Source organism: Enterobacter sp. Sphag1F (assembly GCF_014193275.1).
GTDB classification, from domain to species: domain Bacteria; phylum Pseudomonadota; class Gammaproteobacteria; order Enterobacterales; family Enterobacteriaceae; genus Pantoea; species Pantoea symbiotica.
Genome location: NZ_JACHZD010000009.1, coordinates 111,443 through 132,134 on the forward strand (window position 1 = coordinate 111,443; position 20,692 = coordinate 132,134).

Sequence of the window (20,692 nt, forward strand, 5' to 3'; positions counted from 1 at the left end):
CTTCCCGGAGAACTACCGCTCGAAGTGAATTACGCCTTTAATCAGTTCCCGGTTATTAATCACATCCGCTTCAAAACGCTCCACCAGCGTTGAAAAATCATAATGACGATTCAGCATCATATCGGCACGAAGCTGCCCTTTCGCCATCAGTTCGCCGACTTTAGCGAAATCTTCCAGCGTGGCGTTGCGGCTGCCCAGCAGCGTGGTCTCTTTTTTGTGGAACTCAATATCCGGGATCACCAGATCGCCTTTATGCAGGCCGACAAACACGATGGTGCCGCCGTGGCGAATCAGTTTCACCGCGCCGTTCATCGCCGCTGGGCTGCCGGTGGCATCGATCACTTTGGCAGCCAAACGCCCGCAAAACTCCGCTTTAAGCTGCGCATCAAAATCGGCGTCTAACGGATTCACCGTCGCCAAACCCAGTTTCTGCGCCACGTGCGCACGGCGCTGCTCGCTGGTATCGGCCACCACCACTTTGGCACCCGCCGCCGCTGCAATCGCGGCCACGCCAAGACCAATCGGGCCTGCGCCCACCACCAAAACCTGCTCATCCGCCGCCACGGCCGCACGGCGCACCGCATGCGCGCTGATGGCGAAAGGTTCAATCAGCGCGGCGGCTTCGGGATCAACATCATCCACCGCCAGCAAATTGCTGCCTGGCACACTAAGAAATTCGCAGAATCCACCATCCTGATGCACACCAATCACCGAGATGTTTTCGCAGCAGTTGGTTTTGCCGCTTAGGCAGGCATCGCACTGCTGGCAGGCAACGTAGGGAATCAGCGCCACGCGCTGGCCCAGCCTGAAGCCGCTGGCCTGGCTGCCTAGTTCCACCACTTCGCCACACAGCTCATGCCCCAACACGCGTGGATAACTGAAGAACGGCTGATTGCCGGCCCAGGCGTGGATATCGGTGCCGCAAATCCCAGCGGCGATGGGTTTGATCAGAACGTCATTGGCGGCGGGTGTCGGCTTCGCGCGCTGCTGCCACACCATCTGGCGCGGCTCGGCGACCACCAGCGTTTTCATTGTTGTCATGGGCTTCTCCTGTGCTGTTGTCGCAGTTATGGCGAAAATCGCCGATGACAGCTTTTTGCGTTGGGGGAAGTGTGAAGCCAACCGCTTTTTTTGGGCTTTGTATGGTTTTTAATAGATAAAAAACCGGAGACGCGCATGAGCCGCAGCCAGAACCTACGTCAGAACGTGATTAACCAGATGCTGGAAGGCATTGCCAAACGGCATATCCGTTCTCCGTTGCCACCGCAGGCGGCGCTTGCCGAAATGTTCAACATCAGCCGCACCACGGTGCGCCACACCTTGCAGCATCTGCATGAGCGCGGCGTGCTGGAAAAGGTGGATGAAACCTACGTTATCGTGCGCGATCCCAGCGATGAAGATGGTTTTAACGCCCTTACGCCGCCGATTGATCAGCAGGCGCTGCAGTTTGAGCAGACCTTTTTCAACCTGATTAATCAGCGTCAACTGATGCCGGGCGATACCTTTAGCGAGCTGCAGTTAGCGCAGCAGGTGAAGGTCAGCCCGATTGTGGTGCGCGAATTCCTGCTGCGCTTTATGCGTTATGACCTGCTGGAGCCGGTGAAGCGCGGACAATGGCGCATGAAGAAGTTCGATCAGAAGTATGCCGAGAACCTGTTTGAGCTGCGTGAAATGCTGGAAACCCACGCGCTGACGCGCTTTCTCAACCTGCCCTCGCAGGATGAGCGCTGGATGCAGGCACGCGACCTGCTGGATCGCCATCGTTCGATGCGTGACACCATCGCCAGCAATTACCGCCACTTCGCCGCGCTGGATAAAGAGATGCACACGCTGATTCTCTCCGCCGCCAACAATCCGTTTTTTAATCAGTCGCTGGAGATTATTTCCGTGATTTTTCATTCACATTATCAATGGGATGAAACCGATCTTAAACAGCGTAATATCGTGGCGCTGGAGGAGCATATGGCGATTCTGACGGCGCTAATTAGCCGCCAGGATGTGGAAGCGTTGTGCGCCCTGCACAACCATCTCGGCACCGCCAAGACATCGATGATCCGTTCAATTCGTCAGTACAATTAAAAACCGATTAAAAACCACAAAGCATTAGCTCCCGCACGAATCTGAAACATCTCCGCAACATCCCGATCTGATTGCTTCTAGTCTCGAAGTCAATCCGTTGGGGCAGCACCGTTTTGCTGCCGCAGGATCCCACACAAACGCATAACGATAAGTACCCAGATCCGGGAGGTCGCAATGGAAAATACTTCGGCTCGTGGCCGCGAAAACGCGCCACAACCGGCTGCAGACGGGCAAGATTTTATCCCGGCACGCAGTGACGTGGTGCGCTCGCCGCGCATCAGAAAGATCCAGATTACCGCCATGTTGCTGCTGCTGTTCGCCGCCATGATCAACTATCTCGATCGCAGCTCGCTGTCGGTCGCCAATATGACCATCCGTGGAGAACTGGGTTTATCTGCGACCGAAATTGGCGTGCTGCTGTCAGCGTTTTCACTGGCGTACGGCTTAGCACAGCTGCCGTGCGGAGCGCTGCTCGATCGCAAAGGGCCGCGCATCATGCTGGCGATTGGCATGTTCTTCTGGTCGCTTTTCCAGGCCGCGGCCGGTTTGGTGCATAACTTCACCCAGTTTATTTTGGTGCGCATCGGGTTAGGTATTGGTGAAGCGCCGATGAACCCGTGCGGCGTGAAGGTGATCAACGACTGGTTCAACATCAAAGATCGCGGCATGCCGATGGGCATGTTTAACGCCGCCTCGATGATTGGTTTGTCCATCGCGCCACCGATTCTGGCCGCGATGATGATGGTGATGGGCTGGCGCGGCATGTTTGTCACCATCGGCGTGCTCGGCATGTTCCTCGCCATCGGCTGGTATCTGATGTATCGCGATCGCGATAACAACAAGCTGAGTGGCGAAGAGATTCACTATTTGCAGGCGGGCAGCGTGGCATCGCGCAAAGAGCCGCTGAGTTTTGCCGAGTGGCGCGGCCTGTTCAAGCAGCGCACCATGTGGGGCATGATGATTGGCTTCAGCGGCATCAACTACACCGCATGGCTGTACATCGCGTGGCTGCCGGGCTATCTGCAATCCACTTATAACCTCGACCTGAAAAGCACCGGTTTACTGGCCGCGATTCCATTCCTGTTCGGCGCGGCGGGCATGCTGCTGAACGGTTATGTAGTCGATGCGCTGGTGCGTCGTGGTCATGATGCGGTGAAAGTGCGTAAGGTCTCTATAGTCACCGGCATGCTGTTGTCTGCTGCGTTTACCGCCTTTGTAACGCGTGCCACCGACACCACCAGCGCGGTGACGATGATCGGTATGGCGCTGTTCTGCATCCACTTTGCCGGTACATCGTGCTGGGGTTTGATTCACGCCAACGTCACGGCGCGTATGACGGCCTCGGTCGGCAGCATCCAGAACTTCGCCAGCTTCGTGTTCGCCTCGTTCGCGCCAGTGATCACCGGTTGGGTGCTGGATACTACCAAGTCGTTTAGCCTGGCGTTGATGATTTGCGCCGGTGTGACGGTGGTGGGTGCGCTGGCGTATTTGCTGCTGGTGCGTAAACCGATTACCGATGGGGTTTAATTAAGAGTCGGATGTGGGACGGTCGCCATAAATGGCGACCCTACGAAACCGGCATTACGATGGGCGGGTGAAAAACTGCGATTCACATTGGCGCGCGATCTCCCACAGCTTGTTGCGAATCACCTGTTTCAGCTGCAGCGTGGATTGCGACTGCGGCTGATCGCGGCGGCTGATTAACATTACTTCAAACGGTAGCGGCTGCGCGACCGGCAACAGCTTGAGCTGGTCGGCATAACGGCAGGCGGTAAACAGATCGACAATCCCGACGCCACCGCCCGCCAGCACCATATCGGCAATCACCGAATAGGTTTTGATCGACAGCGAAACCGCTGGATTGAGCCCTTTATCGCGCAGCGCGCGGTGCAGCACGCGACCGAGCGGATCCTGATTCTGCATCATCAGCAGGTTGTTAGCGCACAGCCACTCCAGCGTCACCGGCTCATTGTGGGTGTGATCGCGCGGCAGCAACGCCACCATCGACGACTGAAACAGCGGTTCCGCCAATAAATCGGCATCCACCTGCTGACCAAACACCAGCGCGAAATCGAGCTGATTAGCCATGAGCATGCCGCACAAGGTGCTGAAATGCTCGGTGACCAATTCCACGCTGACCGAGGCCGCCTGTTGTCGCCAGTTCACCAGCGCTGGCGCTAACACCATCTGACCAAACGCATGAGCGGCACCGACGCGCACCGTTTGCCCTTCGCCGCGCCGCAGTTGCTCGGTGAGCTGGGTAATCGCTTGTAAACGTTGGTAGATGTCTTCCACTTCCGGCAGCAAACGCCGCCCCTCTGCGGTCACCACCATGCCCTGCGCACGCCGTTCAAACAGCGCAAAACCAAGCTGCTGCTCGGCGTGATTGAGCACGCGGCTGACATTCGGCTGCGACACATTCAGCAAACGCGCCGCCGCACTGATGCTGCCGGTCTGCACAATCGCCTGAAACACTTCAATATGCCGCAGCCGCATGATTATTCGCCCCAGGTGGCTTCAAGCACGCGCAGCCAGTTGCCGTGGCAAATCTTCTCCAGCAGCTCCCGCGAATAGCCGCGTGCTGCCAGCGCCTGCACCAGCAGCGGGAATCCGGCCACGTCTTTCAGATCGCCCGGCATGGTGGCACCATCAAGATCTGAACCAAAACCAACGCCATCTTCCCCGACTTTTTCCAGCAGATATTCTACGTGACGCACAATGGCATCGACGCCGGTCGGCGCATGGCGATCGCCATCTTCACGCAGGAACGGCACGGCAAAATTGACGCCAACAAAGCCGTTGGTTTCGGCAATCGCCGCCAGTTGGCGATCGGTGAGGTTACGTGACTGCGCGCTGATCACATGCGCGTTGGAGTGGCTCGCCACCAACGGCGCATCGCTGATCTCTGCGGTGTGCCAGAAGCCTTTCTCATCCATATGCGACAAATCAACCATGATGCGGCGGCGATTACAGTCGCGTACCAGCTGCTTGCCCGCTGCCGTCAGGCCGTTGCCGATATCCGGCGACGAAGGATAGAGGAACGGCACGCCGTCGCCGAACTGATTCGGGCGGCTCCACAGCGGCCCCAGCGTGCGCAAGCCGCTGGCATACAGCATGTCGAGCAGTTCGCCGTGGGTATCCAGCGCTTCCGCGCCTTCCACGTGCATCACCACCGCTAACACCTTGTTTGCCATGCAGTGGCGGATATCACGCACGCTGCGGCAAATCTTCACCTGGCCGTTTGAGGCCTGCTCAATGCGCAGCAGCAGCGCCAGCATGGAAAAGGTCGCGTCGCGCGCTGAGTTGATAATTTCCTGAGGAAAATCTGCGAGGTCTGGCGCACTTCTTGCAATCAGAGGGTGGGACGGCACCCAGGTGGCGAAAATGCCACCTAACATATTTCCCTGACGGATACGCGGAAAGTCCATTTGGCCCGTTTTGGTGCCAGTGAAAAATGCATTAACCGCGTCCGGCTGATGGTGCTGCCACAGCTTATTCAGCACATCGTTGTGGCCGTCAAAGACCGGAATATCGAGGGTAATCGAGTCAGACATGTTGTTCAGTTCCATGTTCGGGGGAAAGCGCAGCACTGCCAGCTGGCGGAGCAAATTGCACCAAAAAAGGGCGAGCACACGCGCGTGAAACAAATGGCTTAGAGCCGGTATTAATCCTCCGGCAGGTGCGTAAAGTCAAGACAAAAAACAATCAAATAACAATTTTTTATTTTACTTATCAATCAGTTGGGAGTTTACATGGTTACCAGAAGACGTTTTCTTGCAGGATGCACTGCTGTACCTGTTGTTTCCTACCTCAGCCTGAATTCTTCCTTTGCCGCGACGCCGCCAACCATGCTGGTGATCGCGATGCAGCTCGATAACATCACCAGCCTCGATCCACACGAAAGCTTCGAAGCCACCGGCGGCCAGATCTGTGGCAACCTCTATCAACGTCTAGTCACGCCCGATCCAAAGCAAGCCGATAAAGTGATTGGGCAACTGGCGCAAAGCTGGGATGTCAGCAGCGATAACGGCACGTACACCTTCCATCTCGATCCGGCAGCTAAATTCGCCGATGGTTCGCCGCTCACCGCAGAAGACGTGGCGTTCTCAATTGAACGTATCGTCAAGCTGGATAAGAGCCCGGCCTTTATTATCAACCAGTTCGGCTTTACCAAAGACAACGTGACGCAGCTGGTGACCGCGAAAGATGCGCACACCGTTGAGATGAAACTCGGCGCGCCTGCTGCCGAAACCTTCCTGCTCTACTGCTTATCCGCCACCGTCGGCAGCATCGTGTCCAAGAAAGCCTGTCTTGCGAACCAGCAGAACAATGACTTCGGTAACGGCTGGCTGAAACAGCACAGCGCCGGTTCCGGTGCCTTTACCCTGCGCACCTGGAATGCCAGCGAAACGGTGATTCTGGAGATTAGCCCGCAATATGCAGGACCAAGCAAAACCAAACGCGTGATCCTCAAGCACATCGCCGACCCGGCCGCGCAGGCGCTGATGCTGAAAAAAGGCGATGTCGATGCCGCATATGACCTCACCACCGAACAGCTGCTGCAGGTGAAAAACGACAGCAGCGTGTCGCTGGTGAATCAGTCGCTGTCGGCCATCATGCTGATGTCGTGCAACACCAATAATCAGTACCTGAAAAAACCGCAGGTGTGGCAGGCGCTGAAGTGGGCGCTGGATTACGAAAGCATCCAGAAAAACATTCTGTCGATGAGTTTTGTTACTCATCAAAGTTTCCTGCCGAGCGGCTTCCCGGCGGCGCTGGACGATACGCCATTCCACAAAGATCTGGCGAAAGCCAAAGCGCTGCTGGCCGAAGCGGGATATCCGGACGGTTTTGAAATCACCCTCGATCACTACTCAATGCAACCGTATCCGGACATCGCGCAGGCGATTCAAACCCAGCTGGGCGCGATTGGCATCAAAGTGTCACTGATCGCCGCCGAAAACCGTCAGGTTCTGACCAAAATGCGCGCGCGTCAGCATCAGCTGGCATTGACCGTTTGGGGTGCCGATTACTTTGATCCTAACTCCAACACCGAAGCCTTCTGCGTTAACACCGACAACAGCGATAACGCGCGTGCGCGCACGCTGGCATGGCGCTGCAGCTGGTCAGATGAAGAGTTCAACAAACTCACCGAGCAGGCGTTGCATGAGCCGGATCCAGCGAAGCGTATCGCGCTCTATCAGCAGATTCAGCAGCTAGGTCGCGAGAAGAGCCCGTTCATTTTCATGATGCAGAAGACCAAAAACGTGGCCACCAGCAAAGCGCTGAGTGATGTCCACATGACCGTGCTGGAGCAGTGGCCGTATGCGCAGGTGAAAAAAGCCTGATGCCGTTACTGAAGAGAATCGTCAGCACCCTGGGAAGCCTGGTGCTGACGCTGTTTGGTCTGTCGGTTTTGACCTTTTTCATTGGCCGCGTCATGCCCACCGATCCGGTGCTGGCGGCGGTCGGTGATAACGCACCGCAATCGGTGGTTGAGCGCGTGCGTGCGGAAATGGGGCTGGATCAGCCCCTTTACGTGCAGTTTGGTCACTACCTCAATCAACTGCTGCATGGCGATCTCGGTAAATCGATTCTCACCTCGAATCCAGTGATTACCGATATCGCCCGCTTCTTCCCCGCCACCATGGAGCTGGCGACGGCGGCGATCATCATCGCGGCGCTGATCGGCATTCCGCTCGGCGTGTGGGCGGCGGTGCGTCAACGTTCGTGGGTCGATCAAACCATCCGCGTGATCTGTCTTGCGGGCCATTCGCTGCCAGTGTTCGTGCTGGCGCTGCTGAGCCTGCTGGTGTTCTACGCGGTGCTCGGCATTGCGCCCGGTCCCGGACGGCAGGACATCATCTGGCAAGATATGGTGCCGCAGGTCACCGGCTTTCTCACCATCGATTCGCTGCTGGCCGGGGAAACGGACGCCTTCTGGGATGCGCTGGCGCACATGGCGCAGCCGGTGCTGATTCTGGCCTACTTCAGCATGGCCTACATCACGCGTATGACGCGCACCTTTATGCTTAACGCGCTGAGCGGCGAGTTCGTGATCACCGCGCGCGCCAAAGGTTTGTCGTCACGGCGGGTGATTTGGCGGCATGCGTTTCCCACCGTGGCGGTTCAGCTGGTCACGGTACTGGCGCTGACCTATGCAGGACTGCTGGAGGGCGCGGTGGTGACGGAAAACGTCTTCGCCTGGCCCGGCATCGGCCAATATCTCACCACATCGCTGATGAACGCCGACATGAACCCGGTGATCGGCGCAACCTTGCTGGTCGGCACCGTGTATGTGCTGCTCAATCAGCTGGCTGACCTTCTCTATCGACTTTGGGACCCGCGCGTAAAATGATCTTCTTCTCACGAGAATGGCTGCTCGACGACACGCCCGCCAATCGTCGGCAGGCGGTGTGGGGCCGGCGTTATCGCCTGTGGCTCAGCCTGCGCAGTAATCCACTGGCGATGGCCGGACTGCTGGTGGTGGCGGTGATGCTGCTGCTGGCGCTGTTTGCGCCGTGGCTGACGCCGTTCGATCCCGGCGTGCAGCATCTGGAAAACCGCCTCGCAGCACCTTCCGCCGCACACTGGCTCGGCACCGATGAACTGGGCCGCGATGTCTGGACGCGCATTATCTACGGCGGCCGTACCACGCTCGGCATGGTAATCGCCGTGGTGCTGCTTACCGCGCCGCTCGGTCTGCTGATTGGCTGTATCGCCGGTTATGCCGGAGGTTTCATCGATAAAGCGCTGATGCGCCTGACCGATATCTTCCTCGCCTTCCCGCGCCTGATTCTGGCGCTGGCTTTTGTCGCCGCGCTGAAACCCGGCGTCGAGAGCGCGATTCTGGCGATTGCCCTGACGTCATGGCCGCCGTATGCGCGTCTGGCGCGCGCCGAAACGCTGCAGTTCCGCCACAGCGACTTTATCGCCGCCAGCCGTCTGACGGGCGCGTCGCCGCTGCGCATTATTCTGCGCCACATCATGCCGCTGTGCGTGCCAAGCCTGATTGTACGCGTCACGCTGGACATGAGCTCCATCATTATCACCGCCGCCAGCCTTGGCTTCCTTGGCATGGGCGCGCAGCCGCCGTCACCGGAATGGGGCACGATGATCGCCACCGCACGTCGCTTCCTGTTCAGCGAATGGTGGGTGCCATTAATGCCGTGTATCGCGATTTTCCTGACGTCGCTGGCGTTTAACTTTCTCGGCGACGGTCTGCGTGACGTGCTGGATCCTAAGGAGCGCTAAATGTTGGTGGAAATCGAGAACCTGCGCGTTGCTTTCCGCTCGCGCAGCGAAACCTTTGAAGCAGTGCGCGGCGTCAGTTTTAGCGTTGGCCGCGAGAAGTTCGCCATTGTCGGCGAAAGCGGTTCCGGCAAGTCGCTGACCGCGCGCAGCCTGATGCAGTTATTACCGGGCAATGCGGAAGTCAGCGCCGATGTGCTGCGCTTTGATGGTATCGATCTGCGCGGTGCCAGCGAGAAAGTGCTGCGTAAAATTCGCGGCAAGCGCGTCGGTTTTATCCTGCAGGACCCGAAATATTCACTCAACCCGGTGATGACCATCGGCCAGCAGATTGCCGAAGCCTGGCGCGAGCACAAAGGCGGCAGCCATAAAGCGGCGATGCAGGCGGCGATTGAGCTGCTGGAGCAGGTGAAAATTCGCGATCCCGCAGCCGTGGCGAAACGCTATCCGCATGAAGTCTCAGGCGGCATGGGCCAACGCGTGATGATTGCCATGATGCTGGCGCCCGATCCGGAACTGTTGATCGCTGATGAACCCACCAGCGCGCTGGATGCCACGGTGCAGGCGGAGATCCTCAAGCTGATTGACGAATTGGTCTCGGCGCGCGGCATGGGGCTGATCTTGATCAGCCACGATTTGCCGCTGGTGTCGCACTTCTGCGATCGCGTGGCGGTGATGTACGCCGGCCGCATCGTCGAGCTGCTCGATGCCGGGCAGTTGCAGCAGGCGCAGCATCCTTATACGCGCGGTTTGCTGGCGTGTTTGCCGTCGTTGCGCCATCCGCGCGAGCGTTTACCCGTATTGCAGCGCGATGCCGCGTGGCGAGAATAATCTATGATTCAAATCGATAACCTGCGCATCAACTTCGGTGCGCACACGGCGGTGAAAGACGTCAGCTTCTCGGTCGGTAACGGCGAAAGCTTTGGCCTGGTCGGTGAAAGCGGCTCGGGCAAATCCACCATCCTGCGCGCACTCGCCGGACTGAATGCTGACTGGCAAGGCAGCATGCTGTTTGGCGGTATGCAGCTCAGCGCCAAACGCAGCCGCGCCTTCTATTGTCAGGTGCAGATGGTATTTCAGGACCCGTTTGGTTCGCTGCATCCGCGTCAAACCATCGATCGCATCCTGCACGAACCGCTGCTGGTGCATCAGCTCGATCGCGCCGAACAGCGCATCAGCCAGGCGTTAGGCGAAGTGGGCTTGCCCGCCTCGGTACGTTTCCGCTATCCGCATCAGCTGTCGGGCGGCCAGCGTCAGCGCGTGGCGATTGCACGCGCGCTGATCGCGGAACCGGAAGTGCTGCTGCTGGATGAGCCGACCTCGGCACTCGATGTGTCGGTGCAGGCCGAAATCCTCAATTTACTCAGCGACCTACGCAGCGAGCGCAAACTCACCTACATTATGGTGACGCACAATCTCGCGGTGGTAACGCACCTGTGTCAGCGCATTGGCGTGATGCAGAATGGCGAGATGGTGGAGCAGCTGAGCGCCGACGATCTGCGCGCGCGGCGCATCCAGCATCCGCATACCGCCCAACTTTTCGATCTCAGCATGACGCTGGAGGAACCGGCATGACCGCTAACTGGCAACACGCTGCGGATGTCGCACAACAGATCACTGAAAGCTGGCAACAGCCGGGCGCGCCGGGCGGCGCAATGGTTCTGTTTGATGCGCACCAGATTCACTCAACGCACTGCGCCGGATTGGCCGATTTGGCGCAGCAAACGCCGTTCAGCGCCGACAGCGTGGTGCGTTTCGCCTCGATCACCAAACATCTGTTTGCCGCGCTGGTGACCGGGCCGGGCTGCCGCTACCTCAAGCTCGACGATGCGCTGGTGCAGCATCTGCCACAGCTGAGCGGAGCCAACGGCCAAATCACCGTCGGCCAGGCGCTGGATATGAGCAGCGGTTTGCCGGACGTGCGCGAAACCTTATCGCTGCTGGGATTGTCGGTGTACAACGCCACCCGCGCCGACGACCTGCTGGATTTTATCGCGCGCGAAGGCGAGCTCAACTATGCGCCCGGCAGCGAAATCTCCTACACCAACACCGGCTATCGGCTGGTGGAAGAAGCGCTGAAAGCCAAAGGCGTGTTATTCAATGATCTGCTGCAGCAGTACATCTGCGATCCGCTGGATATCAACCTGATTGCGCCGGAAAGCTGGTTCGATATCGTGCCTGGTTTGGTGCCTGGCTACTGGCAAAACGGCGCGCAGTGGCAGCTCTCCAGCGCCGGTTTGCATCTCTCGGCATCGGGCAGCGTCACTGGCAGCCTGAATCATCTGACGCGCTGGCTGCAAAGCCTGCTCGCCGATAGCGGACCGGGCGCGGGCGTGCTGCAGCGCCTGAGCGCGCCGCGTAATCTCAACGATGGCCGCACCAGCGGTTATGGCTTGGGCATCACCAGCTCGACGCTCGGCAGCCAGACGCTGTTTGGTCACGGCGGTTCGCATGCCGGTTATAAGAGCTATTTCCTGCTGCATCCGGAACTGAAAATCGGCGTGGCGCTGGTCGCCAACCGCGAAGATGTCACTACCTCGGAAAGCGTGCTGCGGGTGATGGCGGCGCTGCTCAACCGCGCGTTACCGGAGAAAGGACACGATTTAACGCCCGGACTTTACGTGGCGCAAGACGCCGCAGACTGGCTGGAAATCAAAGGCGTGACCGCCACCTGGCTCGGCGCAGGCGAAACCTTGTGGCGTGACGATGTGCACGGCACGGCGGTGTCGCTCTCCAGCACTTTCCCGATGCGGTTACGTCATGATGGCACGGCGATTGTCGGTGAGATCGGGCATGCCGCACGACGTTTTGTGCCGGTACAGGCCGATCAGGCCAGTCTCGATAATCTGCAAGGCCGCTGGTTCGCGCCGCAGTGGCGCAGCGAGTTGGTGATTGAGGGTGACAGCTTAATCATGGGCATCGGCCCGGCGGCGATTCGCGCACGTTTGCAGTCGCTGGGCAACGATCGGCTGTTAGCCACCACGCAGGATGGACCGTGGGAGAAGCGCTTCGCGATTGCGCGCGAAGGCGATACGCTGCGGCTGCTGTTGAATCGCAGCCGCGTGGTGACGTTTACACGTTAACGCAACGTAATATTCCAGGTGCGCATTAATGCGCACCCTACAAAACCGTCGTAGGGTCGCCATTTATGGCGACCGTTTTATGCGATACGGTGACGTAATTTTCCGATCTTTTCGATTTCCACTTCAATCTCATCGCCGGGGAACATAAACAGCGGTGGCGTGCGTTTTTTACCGACGCCACCCGGTGAACCGGTGATGATCACATCGCCAGGCGACAACGGGCTGAAGGCGGAAATGTACTCGATAATCTTCGCCACCGGATGCACCATGCTGGCGGTGGTGTCGTTCTGCACTTCGCGCTGATTGAGCCAGGTTTTGATCGCCAGTTGCTGCGGATCGGGGATCTCGTCGGCGGTGGTCATCCACGGCCCGAAACCGCCGGTTTGCTGCCAGTTTTTCCCGGCGGTGAACCAGGTAAACTGCATGTCGCGCACCGTGGCGTCCATAAAGCAGCTGTAACCCGCAACGTGATTTAGCGCATCGGCGGCTTTCACCTGATAGGCCGCTTTGCCAATGATCACCGCCAGTTCGCCTTCGTAATCAAATTCCTGCGTGGTAGCGGGTTTCAGCAGCGGCTGCTCGTGCGCCGCCAGCGAATCCGCGAAACGCACAAACAGCGTCGGCGCTTCAATCGTCTCGGCGAACTCTTTGCGTTTGTCGGCGTAGTTCATGCCAACGCAGAACACTTTGCCAGGATTTTCTACCACCGGCAGAAAGCGGATGGCGCTAAACGGATGATCAATGGGCTGTGAAACGAAAGCATCGAGATCGCTTAACGCGCCGCGTTGCAGCAAGGTTTTCAGGTCCGGGCAGTCAGCGCCGAGACGCGCGCCGATATCAATCACGCCCTCTTGCTGCACGATACCGTAACTTTTTCTTTCCTGGTCAATAAGATAAAAACTGCAGAGCTGCATGACTGCCTCGTTGTTATATATAAATTGCGCGCAGGTTAGCAAAATTCAGCAGGAAATGCGGACCGACCTGATGATTTAGCGCGGTCGCCATAAATGGCGCCCCTACGATCACGATTGTGTACTTGCCAGATAGGAGAAGGCGCTCAGCAGGCTGATTAACGTATTCATGTCGTCGGCGCGATAGCCAACGGTGACCGCGTCAATGCGCGTCACGCCGGGAATCAGGCTAAACAGGTCCGCCAATACCGGTTTGCTGGCTTGCAGCTGCATCTCATAAGGCGCGCTCAGCCGCGTGGTGCTGATCTGACGTTTGCGCTGTACCGCAGCAGTTGCCGCAGCGCGAATGGCGTTTTGCGCCGCCTGCGGGCTGATGGATTCGGCGCAGGTATGCGAGATGGCGCGTTTCACGCAGACGTAATCCACTGAGGGATAATGCTCGGCAATCCAGCCTTTAAGCTGATCATCACCGCTCACCAGCCACAGCGGCGTGCCCTGTTCGGCAGCGGCTGCGGCGTAGATGTCGGTCTCGCCCATCACCTTGCCGTTGATGTGAATGCGCCAGAACGCACGGCCATTAATGGTGTGCGCCAGCACGCCGGGTTCGCCCGCCGCGCTGTGATAGCCGATAAAGAACAGGCCATCAAACGGCTGCTGCTCAATGCCTTCCACCATCGATAAGCCGCGCGGTTTGCCCTGCACCATGCGCGCGCGGGGATCGATATTTTCCGCGCGCAGATTGGTCATCTGCGCGTGGCTGTCGGCCACCACCACTTCCGTCGCGCCACCGGCAAAGGCGCCATCGATGGCGGCGTTAACTTCCTGTTCCATGAGTCCGCGCGCCAGTTGGTATTCCGCGTGGCCGGGAGAACACTGTTCTGGGCGCATGACGCCGGCGATGCCTTCGATGTCGGCAGAGATGAAGATTTTCATGAGGTTGATTCCGTGCGGTTATTGGCAGAGGTCGCCATGAATGGCGACCCTACGATGCAGCTAATCGATCTAATACTTCGGTTAACGACGGGCGATGATGACCGCGGAAACCGGTGACGGCTTCGGCGCTGAGTAAGGCATCCAGCACCGCGTGTTCGGTGGCATCGGCGGCGGCGGCAAGCAGCGGTTCCAGCGTGGATTCCTCTGGCGGTTGCGGCTGTGGCTGGGTGGAAAATGCCACTGCAATATCGCCCGAACCGTGGCCCCAATAGCTGCCTAAGCGCCCCAAACCGGCCCCGGCGCGTTTGGCGATGCGCTTCAGCTGACGCGCATCAAGCGGCGCATCGGTCGCCATAATAATGATGATGGAACCGGCATCGCGCTGCGGCGTCAGTTCCGGCAGCAGCGGCGCGATCATTTCACCCAGGCGCACGCCGTCCAGCGTCAGCGCGGTCAATGCGCCGAAGTTCGCCAGCACCAGCACGCCCAGCGTGGCATTGAGCGACGGAATGATGCGCGAGGCCGTGCCAATGCCGCCTTTCAAACTGAAACAGCTCATGCCGCGCCCGGCACCGACGCTGCCGCGATCGAAATCTGCCGTGGCGTCATAGAGTGCTTGCTGCGCCATCGTCTCGGTGATCGCCAGCGCCTGAATATCGTTGAGCCAGCCATCATTGCACTCCAGCGCCAGCGGATTGACCGTGGGCAAGCTGCGGCCCAACTCGCTGTTGCGGCTGATGGCATCGCGCACCAGCGTGGTAAACAGCGTGCCGACCGCCAGCGTGTTGCTTAGCAATATCGGCGTTTGCAGCACGCCCAACTCTTCAACCTGCACCAAACCAACCGGTTTGGCGAAACCGTTAAACACCGCCGCCGCACAAGGCAGCGGCTGGGTAAACAGATTGTCGCCCGGTGGCACAATCGCGGTGACGCCGGTTTGCCGCTCGCCGTCCGCTAGCGTGTAGTGACCGACGCGCACGCCCGGCACATCGCTAATGCGATTGGTTGGCCCGCTGGCGCTGCGCGGTTGTCCCAGTTGGCGCTCGCTGCGCCAGCGTTGCAGCAGCACGTCGCGCTGCAGTTGTTGAAAGTCCATGCTTAGCTCTTCAGTTTGGGATCGAGCGTGTCGCGCAGCGCATCACCCAACAGGTTGAACGCCAGCACGGTAATAAATATCGCCAGACCCGGAAACACGCTGACGTGCCACAAGCCAGCCATCATCATGCTGCGGCTCATCGCCAGAATATTGCCCCACTCCGGCACATCGGGTTCCGGTCCGAGGCCGATAAAACTCAGCCCGGCGGCGGTCAGAATACTGGTGCCGATACGCATAGTGAAATAGACAATCACGTTTGACAGCGTGCCCGGCAAAATGTGGCGCAGCAGAATCACGCGATCCGGCGCACCGGCACAGCGCACCGCTTCGACATACGCCGCCTGTTTCAGCGACAGCGTTGACGCACGCACGATGCGGGCAAACACCGGCACGCTGAAGATCGCTACCGCGATGATGACGTTGTTGAGTCCTGGACCGAGAATCGCCACCACCGCAATCGCCAGCAGCATACCGGGAAAGGCGAACAGCACGTCGGAACCACGCATAATCAGCATATCGATCCAGCGTCCGTAATAGCCCGCCAGCAGGCCGAGCAGCACACCAACCACCATGCCGAGCGTTACCGACAACACGCCAACATACAGCGAGATACGCGCGCCAAAGATGATGCGGCTGAACAGATCGCGGCCGAGTTCGTCGGTGCCCATCCAGTGCGTGCTGGAGGGCGGCGATGACAGCGCCATCCAGTCAGGTGCCATTGGATCCCACGGCGCCAGCCAGGGTGCGAAAATGGCCACCAGCACCAGCAGCAGCACAAAGCCGCCGGAGACCAGCGCCAGCGGATTACGCACCAGCGCGTGCAGGAAATCGCGCCACGGCGAACGGATCGCCTCCTGCGCGTGGGCAGGCAGAGATTGCAGACTCATCAGGGCTCCTGTCGCAGGCGAATCGCTGGGTTGACCACGGCATACAGCAGATCGACCAGCAGGTTAATGACAATAAATTCAAACACGAACAGCATGACTAACGCCTGGATCACCGGCTGATCCTGCGCCTTGATCGACTCGATCAACAGCCAGCCCAATCCCGGCCAGTTGAACACGCTCTCGACCACGATCGATCCGCCGAGCAGAAAACCGAACTGCAAACCGAGCATGGTGATCACCGGGATCAACGCATTGCGCATGACGTGTTTCCACGTCACCAGCCGATTGCGCAGCCCTTTGGCTTTGGCGGTGCGCACGTAATCTTCCTGCGCCACTTCGAGAAATGCCGAGCGGGTGAAGCGTGCCATCACCGCCGCCACCGAGGAACCGAGCGTGATCGCCGGTAATACGATGTCGCTGGGTTGGTTGAAGCCGCTGACGGAGAACAGGCCAAACGGCATGGCGACGAACTGGATCAGCAGCAGGCCAAGCCAGAACGTGGGCATCGAGATGCCGCCGACGGCGACGCTCATTAAGGTCCAGTCCTGCCATTTACCACGCTTCAGGGCGGCAAACACGCCGAGGAAAAGGCCCAGAATCACCGACCAGGCAAAACCGGCCAGCGCCAGCCACAGCGTGGGCATAAAGCCCTGTTTGATCACCTCCAGCACCGGCTGTTGAGTGCGGTAAGTGACGCCCAGATCGCCGCGCAGCAGGCCGCCGATCCAGTTGATATATTGCTGCGGCAGCGGATCGTTGAGTCCAAGATGCTGACGCGCTGCTTCCACCGCGGCCAAAGGCGCATCCGGCCCGGCGTAGATACGCGCCGGATCGCCAGGCAGCAGTTTGATGAAGCCGAAGACCAGCAGCGAGACCACCAGCAATACGGGGATCATCTCCAGCAGTCGGCGAATGATGTATGCGAACATGCGGTTCCTTTTGGTTGGGTGCGGATTGTTCCAGGTGCGCATGAATGCGCACCCTACAACGTAGGGTCGCCATGAATGGCGACCGCCAACCTTTACTTAAACGTCGCCTGATTAAACAGGAAGTTGCCATCCGGCAGCATTGACACACCGCTCAGCGTGCTGCGTTTGCCGACCAGATTGTCTGGCGTGCCGAGGAAGGCGACTGGCGCCTCTTTCCACAACACTTTCTGCGCCTCGGCGTAGGCTTCGCCACGCTTAGCCGGATCGGCAGTGGCTAAGCCGCCAGCAATCGCTTTGTCGGCTTCGGCGTTGCTGAAGTACGAGACGTTATACGAGGTCGGCACCCAGGATTCGGTGGCGTAGAGTGGACGCAAGGCCCAATCGGCATCACCGGTTGATGTCGACCAGCCGCCGTAATAGAGATCAAATTCCGCCGCTTTCGGGTCCTTCACGCCCCACAGTTTGGCGTTGCGCGTGCCGGAATCCATCGGCGTTACCGTGGCGCGAATACCCACCGTTGCCAGCTGCGCTTTCAATACCTGCGCGGCACGCACGCTGGCGGTGGCGTTGGTGACCCACAGTTTAAGATCGAGGCCGTTCGGATAACCGGCGGCTTTCAGCAGCGCTTTGGCTTCATCCGGCGCATAGCGATAGTTCGGCGCGCTCTGCTTCTGGTAGAACTGCACGCCTTCCGGAATCGCCGAGCTGGCCGGTTTGCCCATGCCGGCAAATCCCACTTTCAGCCACAGATCGCGGTCGATGGCATAGTTGATCGCCTGACGCACTCGCACATCATTCAGCGGTTTGTGCTGGGTGTTGATCGCCATGTAATAGAGATAAATGCTCGGATCGCGCTGCACCGCCAGTTTGCTGTCGCTCTGCACGGTGGCGATCAGATCGGATGGCAATGGCCAGATCGCATCCACCTGACCGGACTTCAGTGCCGCAACGCGCGTGGCATCTTCCGGGCTTGGCGAGAAGATCACGTTATCCACTTTCGGCCAGCCTTTTTGCCAGTAGCCGTCGTACTTCGCCAGCGTCACGGCTTTACCCGGCTGCCAGGTCACGAATTTGAAGGGACCGGTGCCGACCGGATGCAGGCGCAGCTGCGCTTCTTCCGAATACTGTTTGAGAATCGCCGGGCTCCACATCACCGCCGACGGATGCGCCAGCGTGTTGATGAAGGCACCAAACGATTGGTTCAGCTCGATTTTCACCTGATCCGGTGCCAGCACCGTCACCTTGGCAACCATCTTGTAGAGGCTGTTGCGCTTGAGGCCTTTGGTCTGATCGGCAAGGCGATCGAGGTTGGCTTTTACCGCTTCGGCATCGAACGGCGTGCCGTCCTGGAAGGTCACGTCTTTACGCAGCGTCAGGGTAAATTCGGTGGCGCTGTCGTTGCTGGTGTAGCTGGTGGCGAGCCACGGCTGCAGCTTCATCTTTGCATCGAACTGGAACAGACGTTCGAAGATGCCGCTCTGCACCGAGTAGCTGACGTTATCGGAGGTATCGTGCGGATCGAGGCCGGTGATGTCGGCATACATCGAAATGCGCAGATCCTGCGCCTGAGCGGCGGCGGCCAGCGAGAGGGTCAATCCCAGCGCGAGCGCAGTACGGCGGAAAATCGGGTTCATGAAATCTCCTGGTATTGAGGGTTAGCGCGAAACAAAATCAGCGACCCAGTGTTGCGGAGCAACCTGGCGATAACGCGGTTTAACGACCGTTTCTCCCACCTTGCGCAGCGGCGACGGAATTTCGCCGTCCTCGAAAGTGCGGGGTTGACGGTTCTGGGGATCGGCCACCGGCACCGAGGCCAGCAGACGTTGGGTATAAGGATGTTGCGGCTGGTTGAACACCGATTGACGCGGCCCCAGCTCAACGATCTGGCCGAGATACATCACCGCCACGCGATTAGCGATGCGTTCCACCACCGCCATGTCGTGCGAGATAAAAATCCATGCCACGCCGGTTTGCTGTTGCAGATCCATCATCAGGTTCACCACCTGCGCCTGAATCGACACATCCAGCGCCGAGACGGCTTCATCGGCAATGATCACTTTGGGTTTCAACGCCATGGCGCGCGCAATGGCGATACGCTGGCGCTGGCCGCCGGAAAATTCGTGCGGATAGCGCTGTGCGTGTTCCGGCAATAAGCCCACGCTTTTCAGCAACGCATCAACCTGCGGCGACGCTTCTTCCAGCGACTTGACCATACCGTGCAGCAGCAGCGGTTCGGCAATGGTGAAGCCGACGGTGAGACGCGGATTGAGCGAGGCGTAGGGGTCCTGAAACACCATCTGAATTTCACGACGCAGCGGCTGGAACTGCGCCTCTTTCAGGTTGGCGATTTCATTGCCCTGGAAATGAATGCTGTCGGCGTCGCTGTTGATCAGCCGCATCAGCGCGCGACCGGTGGTGGATTTACCGCAGCCGCTTTCGCCGACAATCGCCAGGGTTTCGCCCGGCCACAGGCTGAAATCGATCTGCTCCACCGCGTGCACCTGATGGGTGAGCGCCGAGAAAATGCCGCTGCGAATCGGGTAGTAGACTTTCAGGCCGCGTACATCCAGCAGCGGCGTTTCGTCGTAGCGCGCGGTGCGCTGCTCGCTGTTATCGCTGGCATTGCTGCCCAACAACGGAAAGCGCTGCGGCCATGCGTGTTCGCGCATATCGCCAAGTTTCGGCACTGCGGCCAATAATGCTTTGGTGTAAGGATGCTGCGGCGTGTTGAAGATTTCAGTTACCGTGCCCTGCTCAACTACTTCGCCGCGCAGCATCACCACCACGCGATCGGCGATTTCTGCCACCACGCCCATGTCGTGGGTGATGAACAGCACCGCCATCTGCTTCTCGCGTTGCAGGTCGCGCAGGATGTGCAGAATGCGCGCCTGCACCGTGACATCCAGCGCGGTGGTCGGCTCATCGGCGATTAACAGTTGCGGATCGCAGGCCAGCGCCTGGGCAATCATTACGCGCTGGCGCATACCGCCCGACAGCGAATGCGGATAACTTTTCATTACGCGATCCACATCGGCGATGCGCACCTGGCGCAGTAATTCACGTGCGCGCGCGTCGGCCTGACTTTTGTCGCAAATCTGATGATCCCGCAGCGCTTCGGTCAGCTGATCGCCGACGCGCAACACCGGATTGAGCGAGGTCATCGGCTCCTGAAAAATCATCGCCATTTCACGACCACGCAAGGCACGGCGCTGGGTTTCATTCAGCGTGGCAAGCTGATGCGCTTTGCCCTGCCGATCGCGGAACTGCATGCTGCCGCGATCGATACGCCCGGATGCGGCCAGCAAGCCCATTACCGCCAGCGAGGTGACCGATTTACCCGAGCCACTTTCACCGACCACGGCGACAATTTCGCCCTGATGAATATTAAAGCTGATGCCCTTCAGCGCCTGATTTTCGCCGCTGCGGCCGCGAAAACTGACGCTGAGATCCTGAATCGCGAGCACCGGTGCTGAACCGGCAACGCTGGCGGCGTTGGGTGTAAGTAAAGTGTCCGTCATCGTTG

Annotated in this window: 18 protein-coding genes; 8 read left to right on the plus strand and 10 right to left on the minus strand. The window is 59.0% G+C overall.

Annotation, left to right across the window (positions count from 1 at the left end):
• Positions 1–12 precede the first annotated feature (12 nt).
• Positions 13–1,041, minus strand: coding sequence for a zinc-binding alcohol dehydrogenase family protein (locus tag FHW71_RS22415; protein WP_179453126.1), 1,029 nt, complete (start codon positions 1,039–1,041; stop codon positions 13–15).
• 135 nt (positions 1,042–1,176) lie between these two features.
• On the opposite strand from FHW71_RS22415, the gene FHW71_RS22420 reads away from it, so the two are divergent.
• Together FHW71_RS22420 and FHW71_RS22425 are read left to right on the plus strand one after the other, a co-directional pair.
• Positions 1,177–2,079, plus strand: coding sequence for a GntR family transcriptional regulator (locus tag FHW71_RS22420; RefSeq protein WP_061723481.1), 903 nt, complete (start codon positions 1,177–1,179; stop codon positions 2,077–2,079).
• Between the two features lie 174 nt (positions 2,080–2,253).
• On the plus strand, positions 2,254–3,606 hold the full coding sequence (locus FHW71_RS22425) for an MFS transporter (RefSeq protein ID WP_008109477.1): 1,353 nt from the start codon (positions 2,254–2,256) through the stop codon (positions 3,604–3,606).
• Between the two features lie 54 nt (positions 3,607–3,660).
• Here the strand turns inward: FHW71_RS22425 and FHW71_RS22430 are convergent, their stop codons facing one another.
• Together FHW71_RS22430 and FHW71_RS22435 are read right to left on the minus strand one after the other, a co-directional pair.
• Positions 3,661–4,575, minus strand: a complete 915-nt coding sequence (locus tag FHW71_RS22430) for a LysR family transcriptional regulator (protein WP_179453127.1) — start codon at positions 4,573–4,575, stop codon at positions 3,661–3,663.
• A 2-nt stretch (positions 4,576–4,577) separates the two neighbouring features.
• Positions 4,578–5,633 carry a dipeptidase gene (locus FHW71_RS22435; RefSeq protein WP_179453128.1) on the minus strand — a complete coding sequence of 352 codons (1,056 nt, stop codon included), beginning with the start codon at positions 5,631–5,633 and terminating at the stop codon, positions 4,578–4,580.
• Positions 5,634–5,831: 198 nt separating this feature from the next.
• On the opposite strand from FHW71_RS22435, the gene FHW71_RS22440 reads away from it, so the two are divergent.
• From FHW71_RS22440 to FHW71_RS22465, 6 genes are read left to right on the plus strand one after another with little or no spacing between them, the layout of a single operon-like run.
• A complete protein-coding gene (locus FHW71_RS22440) occupies positions 5,832–7,427 on the plus strand; it encodes an ABC transporter substrate-binding protein (RefSeq protein WP_179453129.1) in 1,596 nt (531 codons plus the stop codon).
• Complete coding sequence (locus FHW71_RS22445; RefSeq protein ID WP_008106687.1) at positions 7,427–8,437, plus strand: ABC transporter permease; 1,011 nt, start codon at positions 7,427–7,429, stop codon at positions 8,435–8,437. The genes FHW71_RS22440 and FHW71_RS22445 overlap by 1 nt, the downstream gene beginning before the upstream one ends.
• Positions 8,434–9,333, plus strand: a complete 900-nt coding sequence (locus FHW71_RS22450) for an ABC transporter permease (protein WP_154157288.1) — start codon at positions 8,434–8,436, stop codon at positions 9,331–9,333. The genes FHW71_RS22445 and FHW71_RS22450 overlap by 4 nt, the downstream gene beginning before the upstream one ends.
• Positions 9,334–10,161, plus strand: coding sequence for an ABC transporter ATP-binding protein (locus FHW71_RS22455; RefSeq protein ID WP_179453130.1), 828 nt, complete (start codon positions 9,334–9,336; stop codon positions 10,159–10,161).
• A gap of 3 nt (positions 10,162–10,164) precedes the next feature.
• Positions 10,165–10,905 (plus strand): ABC transporter ATP-binding protein, encoded by a 741-nt coding sequence (locus tag FHW71_RS22460; protein ID WP_179453131.1) that lies wholly within the window; start codon positions 10,165–10,167, stop codon positions 10,903–10,905.
• Entirely contained in the window at positions 10,902–12,413 is a 1,512-nt protein-coding gene (locus FHW71_RS22465; RefSeq protein ID WP_179453132.1) for a serine hydrolase domain-containing protein, read from the plus strand. The genes FHW71_RS22460 and FHW71_RS22465 overlap by 4 nt, the downstream gene beginning before the upstream one ends.
• A 77-nt stretch (positions 12,414–12,490) precedes the next feature.
• Here the strand turns inward: FHW71_RS22465 and FHW71_RS22470 are convergent, their stop codons facing one another.
• The 7 genes from FHW71_RS22470 to FHW71_RS22500 form a co-directional block, all read right to left on the minus strand.
• Entirely contained in the window at positions 12,491–13,327 is an 837-nt protein-coding gene (locus tag FHW71_RS22470) for a fumarylacetoacetate hydrolase family protein (protein WP_179453133.1), read from the minus strand.
• A 108-nt stretch (positions 13,328–13,435) separates the two neighbouring features.
• Entirely contained in the window at positions 13,436–14,257 is an 822-nt protein-coding gene (locus FHW71_RS22475) for a M55 family metallopeptidase (protein ID WP_154183244.1), read from the minus strand.
• Between the two features lie 49 nt (positions 14,258–14,306).
• Positions 14,307–15,353 (minus strand): P1 family peptidase, encoded by a 1,047-nt coding sequence (locus FHW71_RS22480; RefSeq protein ID WP_179453134.1) that lies wholly within the window; start codon positions 15,351–15,353, stop codon positions 14,307–14,309.
• A 2-nt stretch (positions 15,354–15,355) separates the two neighbouring features.
• Positions 15,356–16,240, minus strand: coding sequence for an ABC transporter permease subunit (locus FHW71_RS22485; protein ID WP_007891891.1), 885 nt, complete (start codon positions 16,238–16,240; stop codon positions 15,356–15,358).
• Positions 16,240–17,169: an ABC transporter permease subunit gene (locus FHW71_RS22490; protein WP_154193928.1), complete on the minus strand. Its 930-nt coding sequence runs from the start codon at positions 17,167–17,169 to the stop codon at positions 16,240–16,242. Before FHW71_RS22490 ends, FHW71_RS22485 begins: the two co-directional genes overlap by 1 nt.
• A 92-nt stretch (positions 17,170–17,261) precedes the next feature.
• The gene (locus FHW71_RS22495; RefSeq protein ID WP_179453135.1) at positions 17,262–18,803 is read right to left on the minus strand and encodes a glutathione ABC transporter substrate-binding protein; all 1,542 of its coding nucleotides are present in this window, start codon (positions 18,801–18,803) and stop codon (positions 17,262–17,264) included.
• A gap of 21 nt (positions 18,804–18,824) precedes the next feature.
• Positions 18,825–20,687, minus strand: a complete 1,863-nt coding sequence (locus FHW71_RS22500) for an ABC transporter ATP-binding protein (RefSeq protein ID WP_179453136.1) — start codon at positions 20,685–20,687, stop codon at positions 18,825–18,827.
• Between the last annotated feature and the right edge of the window lie 5 nt (positions 20,688–20,692).

Excerpts from the sequence above, each read along its gene's own strand:
- FHW71_RS22485 (WP_007891891.1), bottom strand. The coding sequence starts at position 16,240 with ATGAGTCTGCAATCTCTGCCTGCCCACGCGCAGGAGGCGATCCGTTCG.
- FHW71_RS22415 (WP_179453126.1), bottom strand. The coding sequence starts at position 1,041 with ATGACAACAATGAAAACGCTGGTGGTCGCCGAGCCGCGCCAGATGGTG.
- FHW71_RS22495 (WP_179453135.1), bottom strand. The coding sequence starts at position 18,803 with ATGAACCCGATTTTCCGCCGTACTGCGCTCGCGCTGGGATTGACCCTC.
- FHW71_RS22500 (WP_179453136.1), bottom strand. The coding sequence starts at position 20,687 with ATGACGGACACTTTACTTACACCCAACGCCGCCAGCGTTGCCGGTTCA.
- FHW71_RS22430 (WP_179453127.1), bottom strand. The coding sequence starts at position 4,575 with ATGCGGCTGCGGCATATTGAAGTGTTTCAGGCGATTGTGCAGACCGGC.
- FHW71_RS22475 (WP_154183244.1), bottom strand. The coding sequence starts at position 14,257 with ATGAAAATCTTCATCTCTGCCGACATCGAAGGCATCGCCGGCGTCATG.
- FHW71_RS22460 (WP_179453131.1), top strand. The coding sequence starts at position 10,165 with ATGATTCAAATCGATAACCTGCGCATCAACTTCGGTGCGCACACGGCG.
- FHW71_RS22480 (WP_179453134.1), bottom strand. The coding sequence starts at position 15,353 with ATGGACTTTCAACAACTGCAGCGCGACGTGCTGCTGCAACGCTGGCGC.
- FHW71_RS22450 (WP_154157288.1), top strand. The coding sequence starts at position 8,434 with ATGATCTTCTTCTCACGAGAATGGCTGCTCGACGACACGCCCGCCAAT.
- FHW71_RS22435 (WP_179453128.1), bottom strand. The coding sequence starts at position 5,633 with ATGTCTGACTCGATTACCCTCGATATTCCGGTCTTTGACGGCCACAAC.
- FHW71_RS22490 (WP_154193928.1), bottom strand. The coding sequence starts at position 17,169 with ATGTTCGCATACATCATTCGCCGACTGCTGGAGATGATCCCCGTATTG.
- FHW71_RS22465 (WP_179453132.1), top strand. The coding sequence starts at position 10,902 with ATGACCGCTAACTGGCAACACGCTGCGGATGTCGCACAACAGATCACT.
- FHW71_RS22445 (WP_008106687.1), top strand. The coding sequence starts at position 7,427 with ATGCCGTTACTGAAGAGAATCGTCAGCACCCTGGGAAGCCTGGTGCTG.
- FHW71_RS22440 (WP_179453129.1), top strand. The coding sequence starts at position 5,832 with ATGGTTACCAGAAGACGTTTTCTTGCAGGATGCACTGCTGTACCTGTT.
- FHW71_RS22455 (WP_179453130.1), top strand. The coding sequence starts at position 9,334 with ATGTTGGTGGAAATCGAGAACCTGCGCGTTGCTTTCCGCTCGCGCAGC.
- FHW71_RS22470 (WP_179453133.1), bottom strand. The coding sequence starts at position 13,327 with ATGCAGCTCTGCAGTTTTTATCTTATTGACCAGGAAAGAAAAAGTTAC.
- FHW71_RS22420 (WP_061723481.1), top strand. The coding sequence starts at position 1,177 with ATGAGCCGCAGCCAGAACCTACGTCAGAACGTGATTAACCAGATGCTG.
- FHW71_RS22425 (WP_008109477.1), top strand. The coding sequence starts at position 2,254 with ATGGAAAATACTTCGGCTCGTGGCCGCGAAAACGCGCCACAACCGGCT.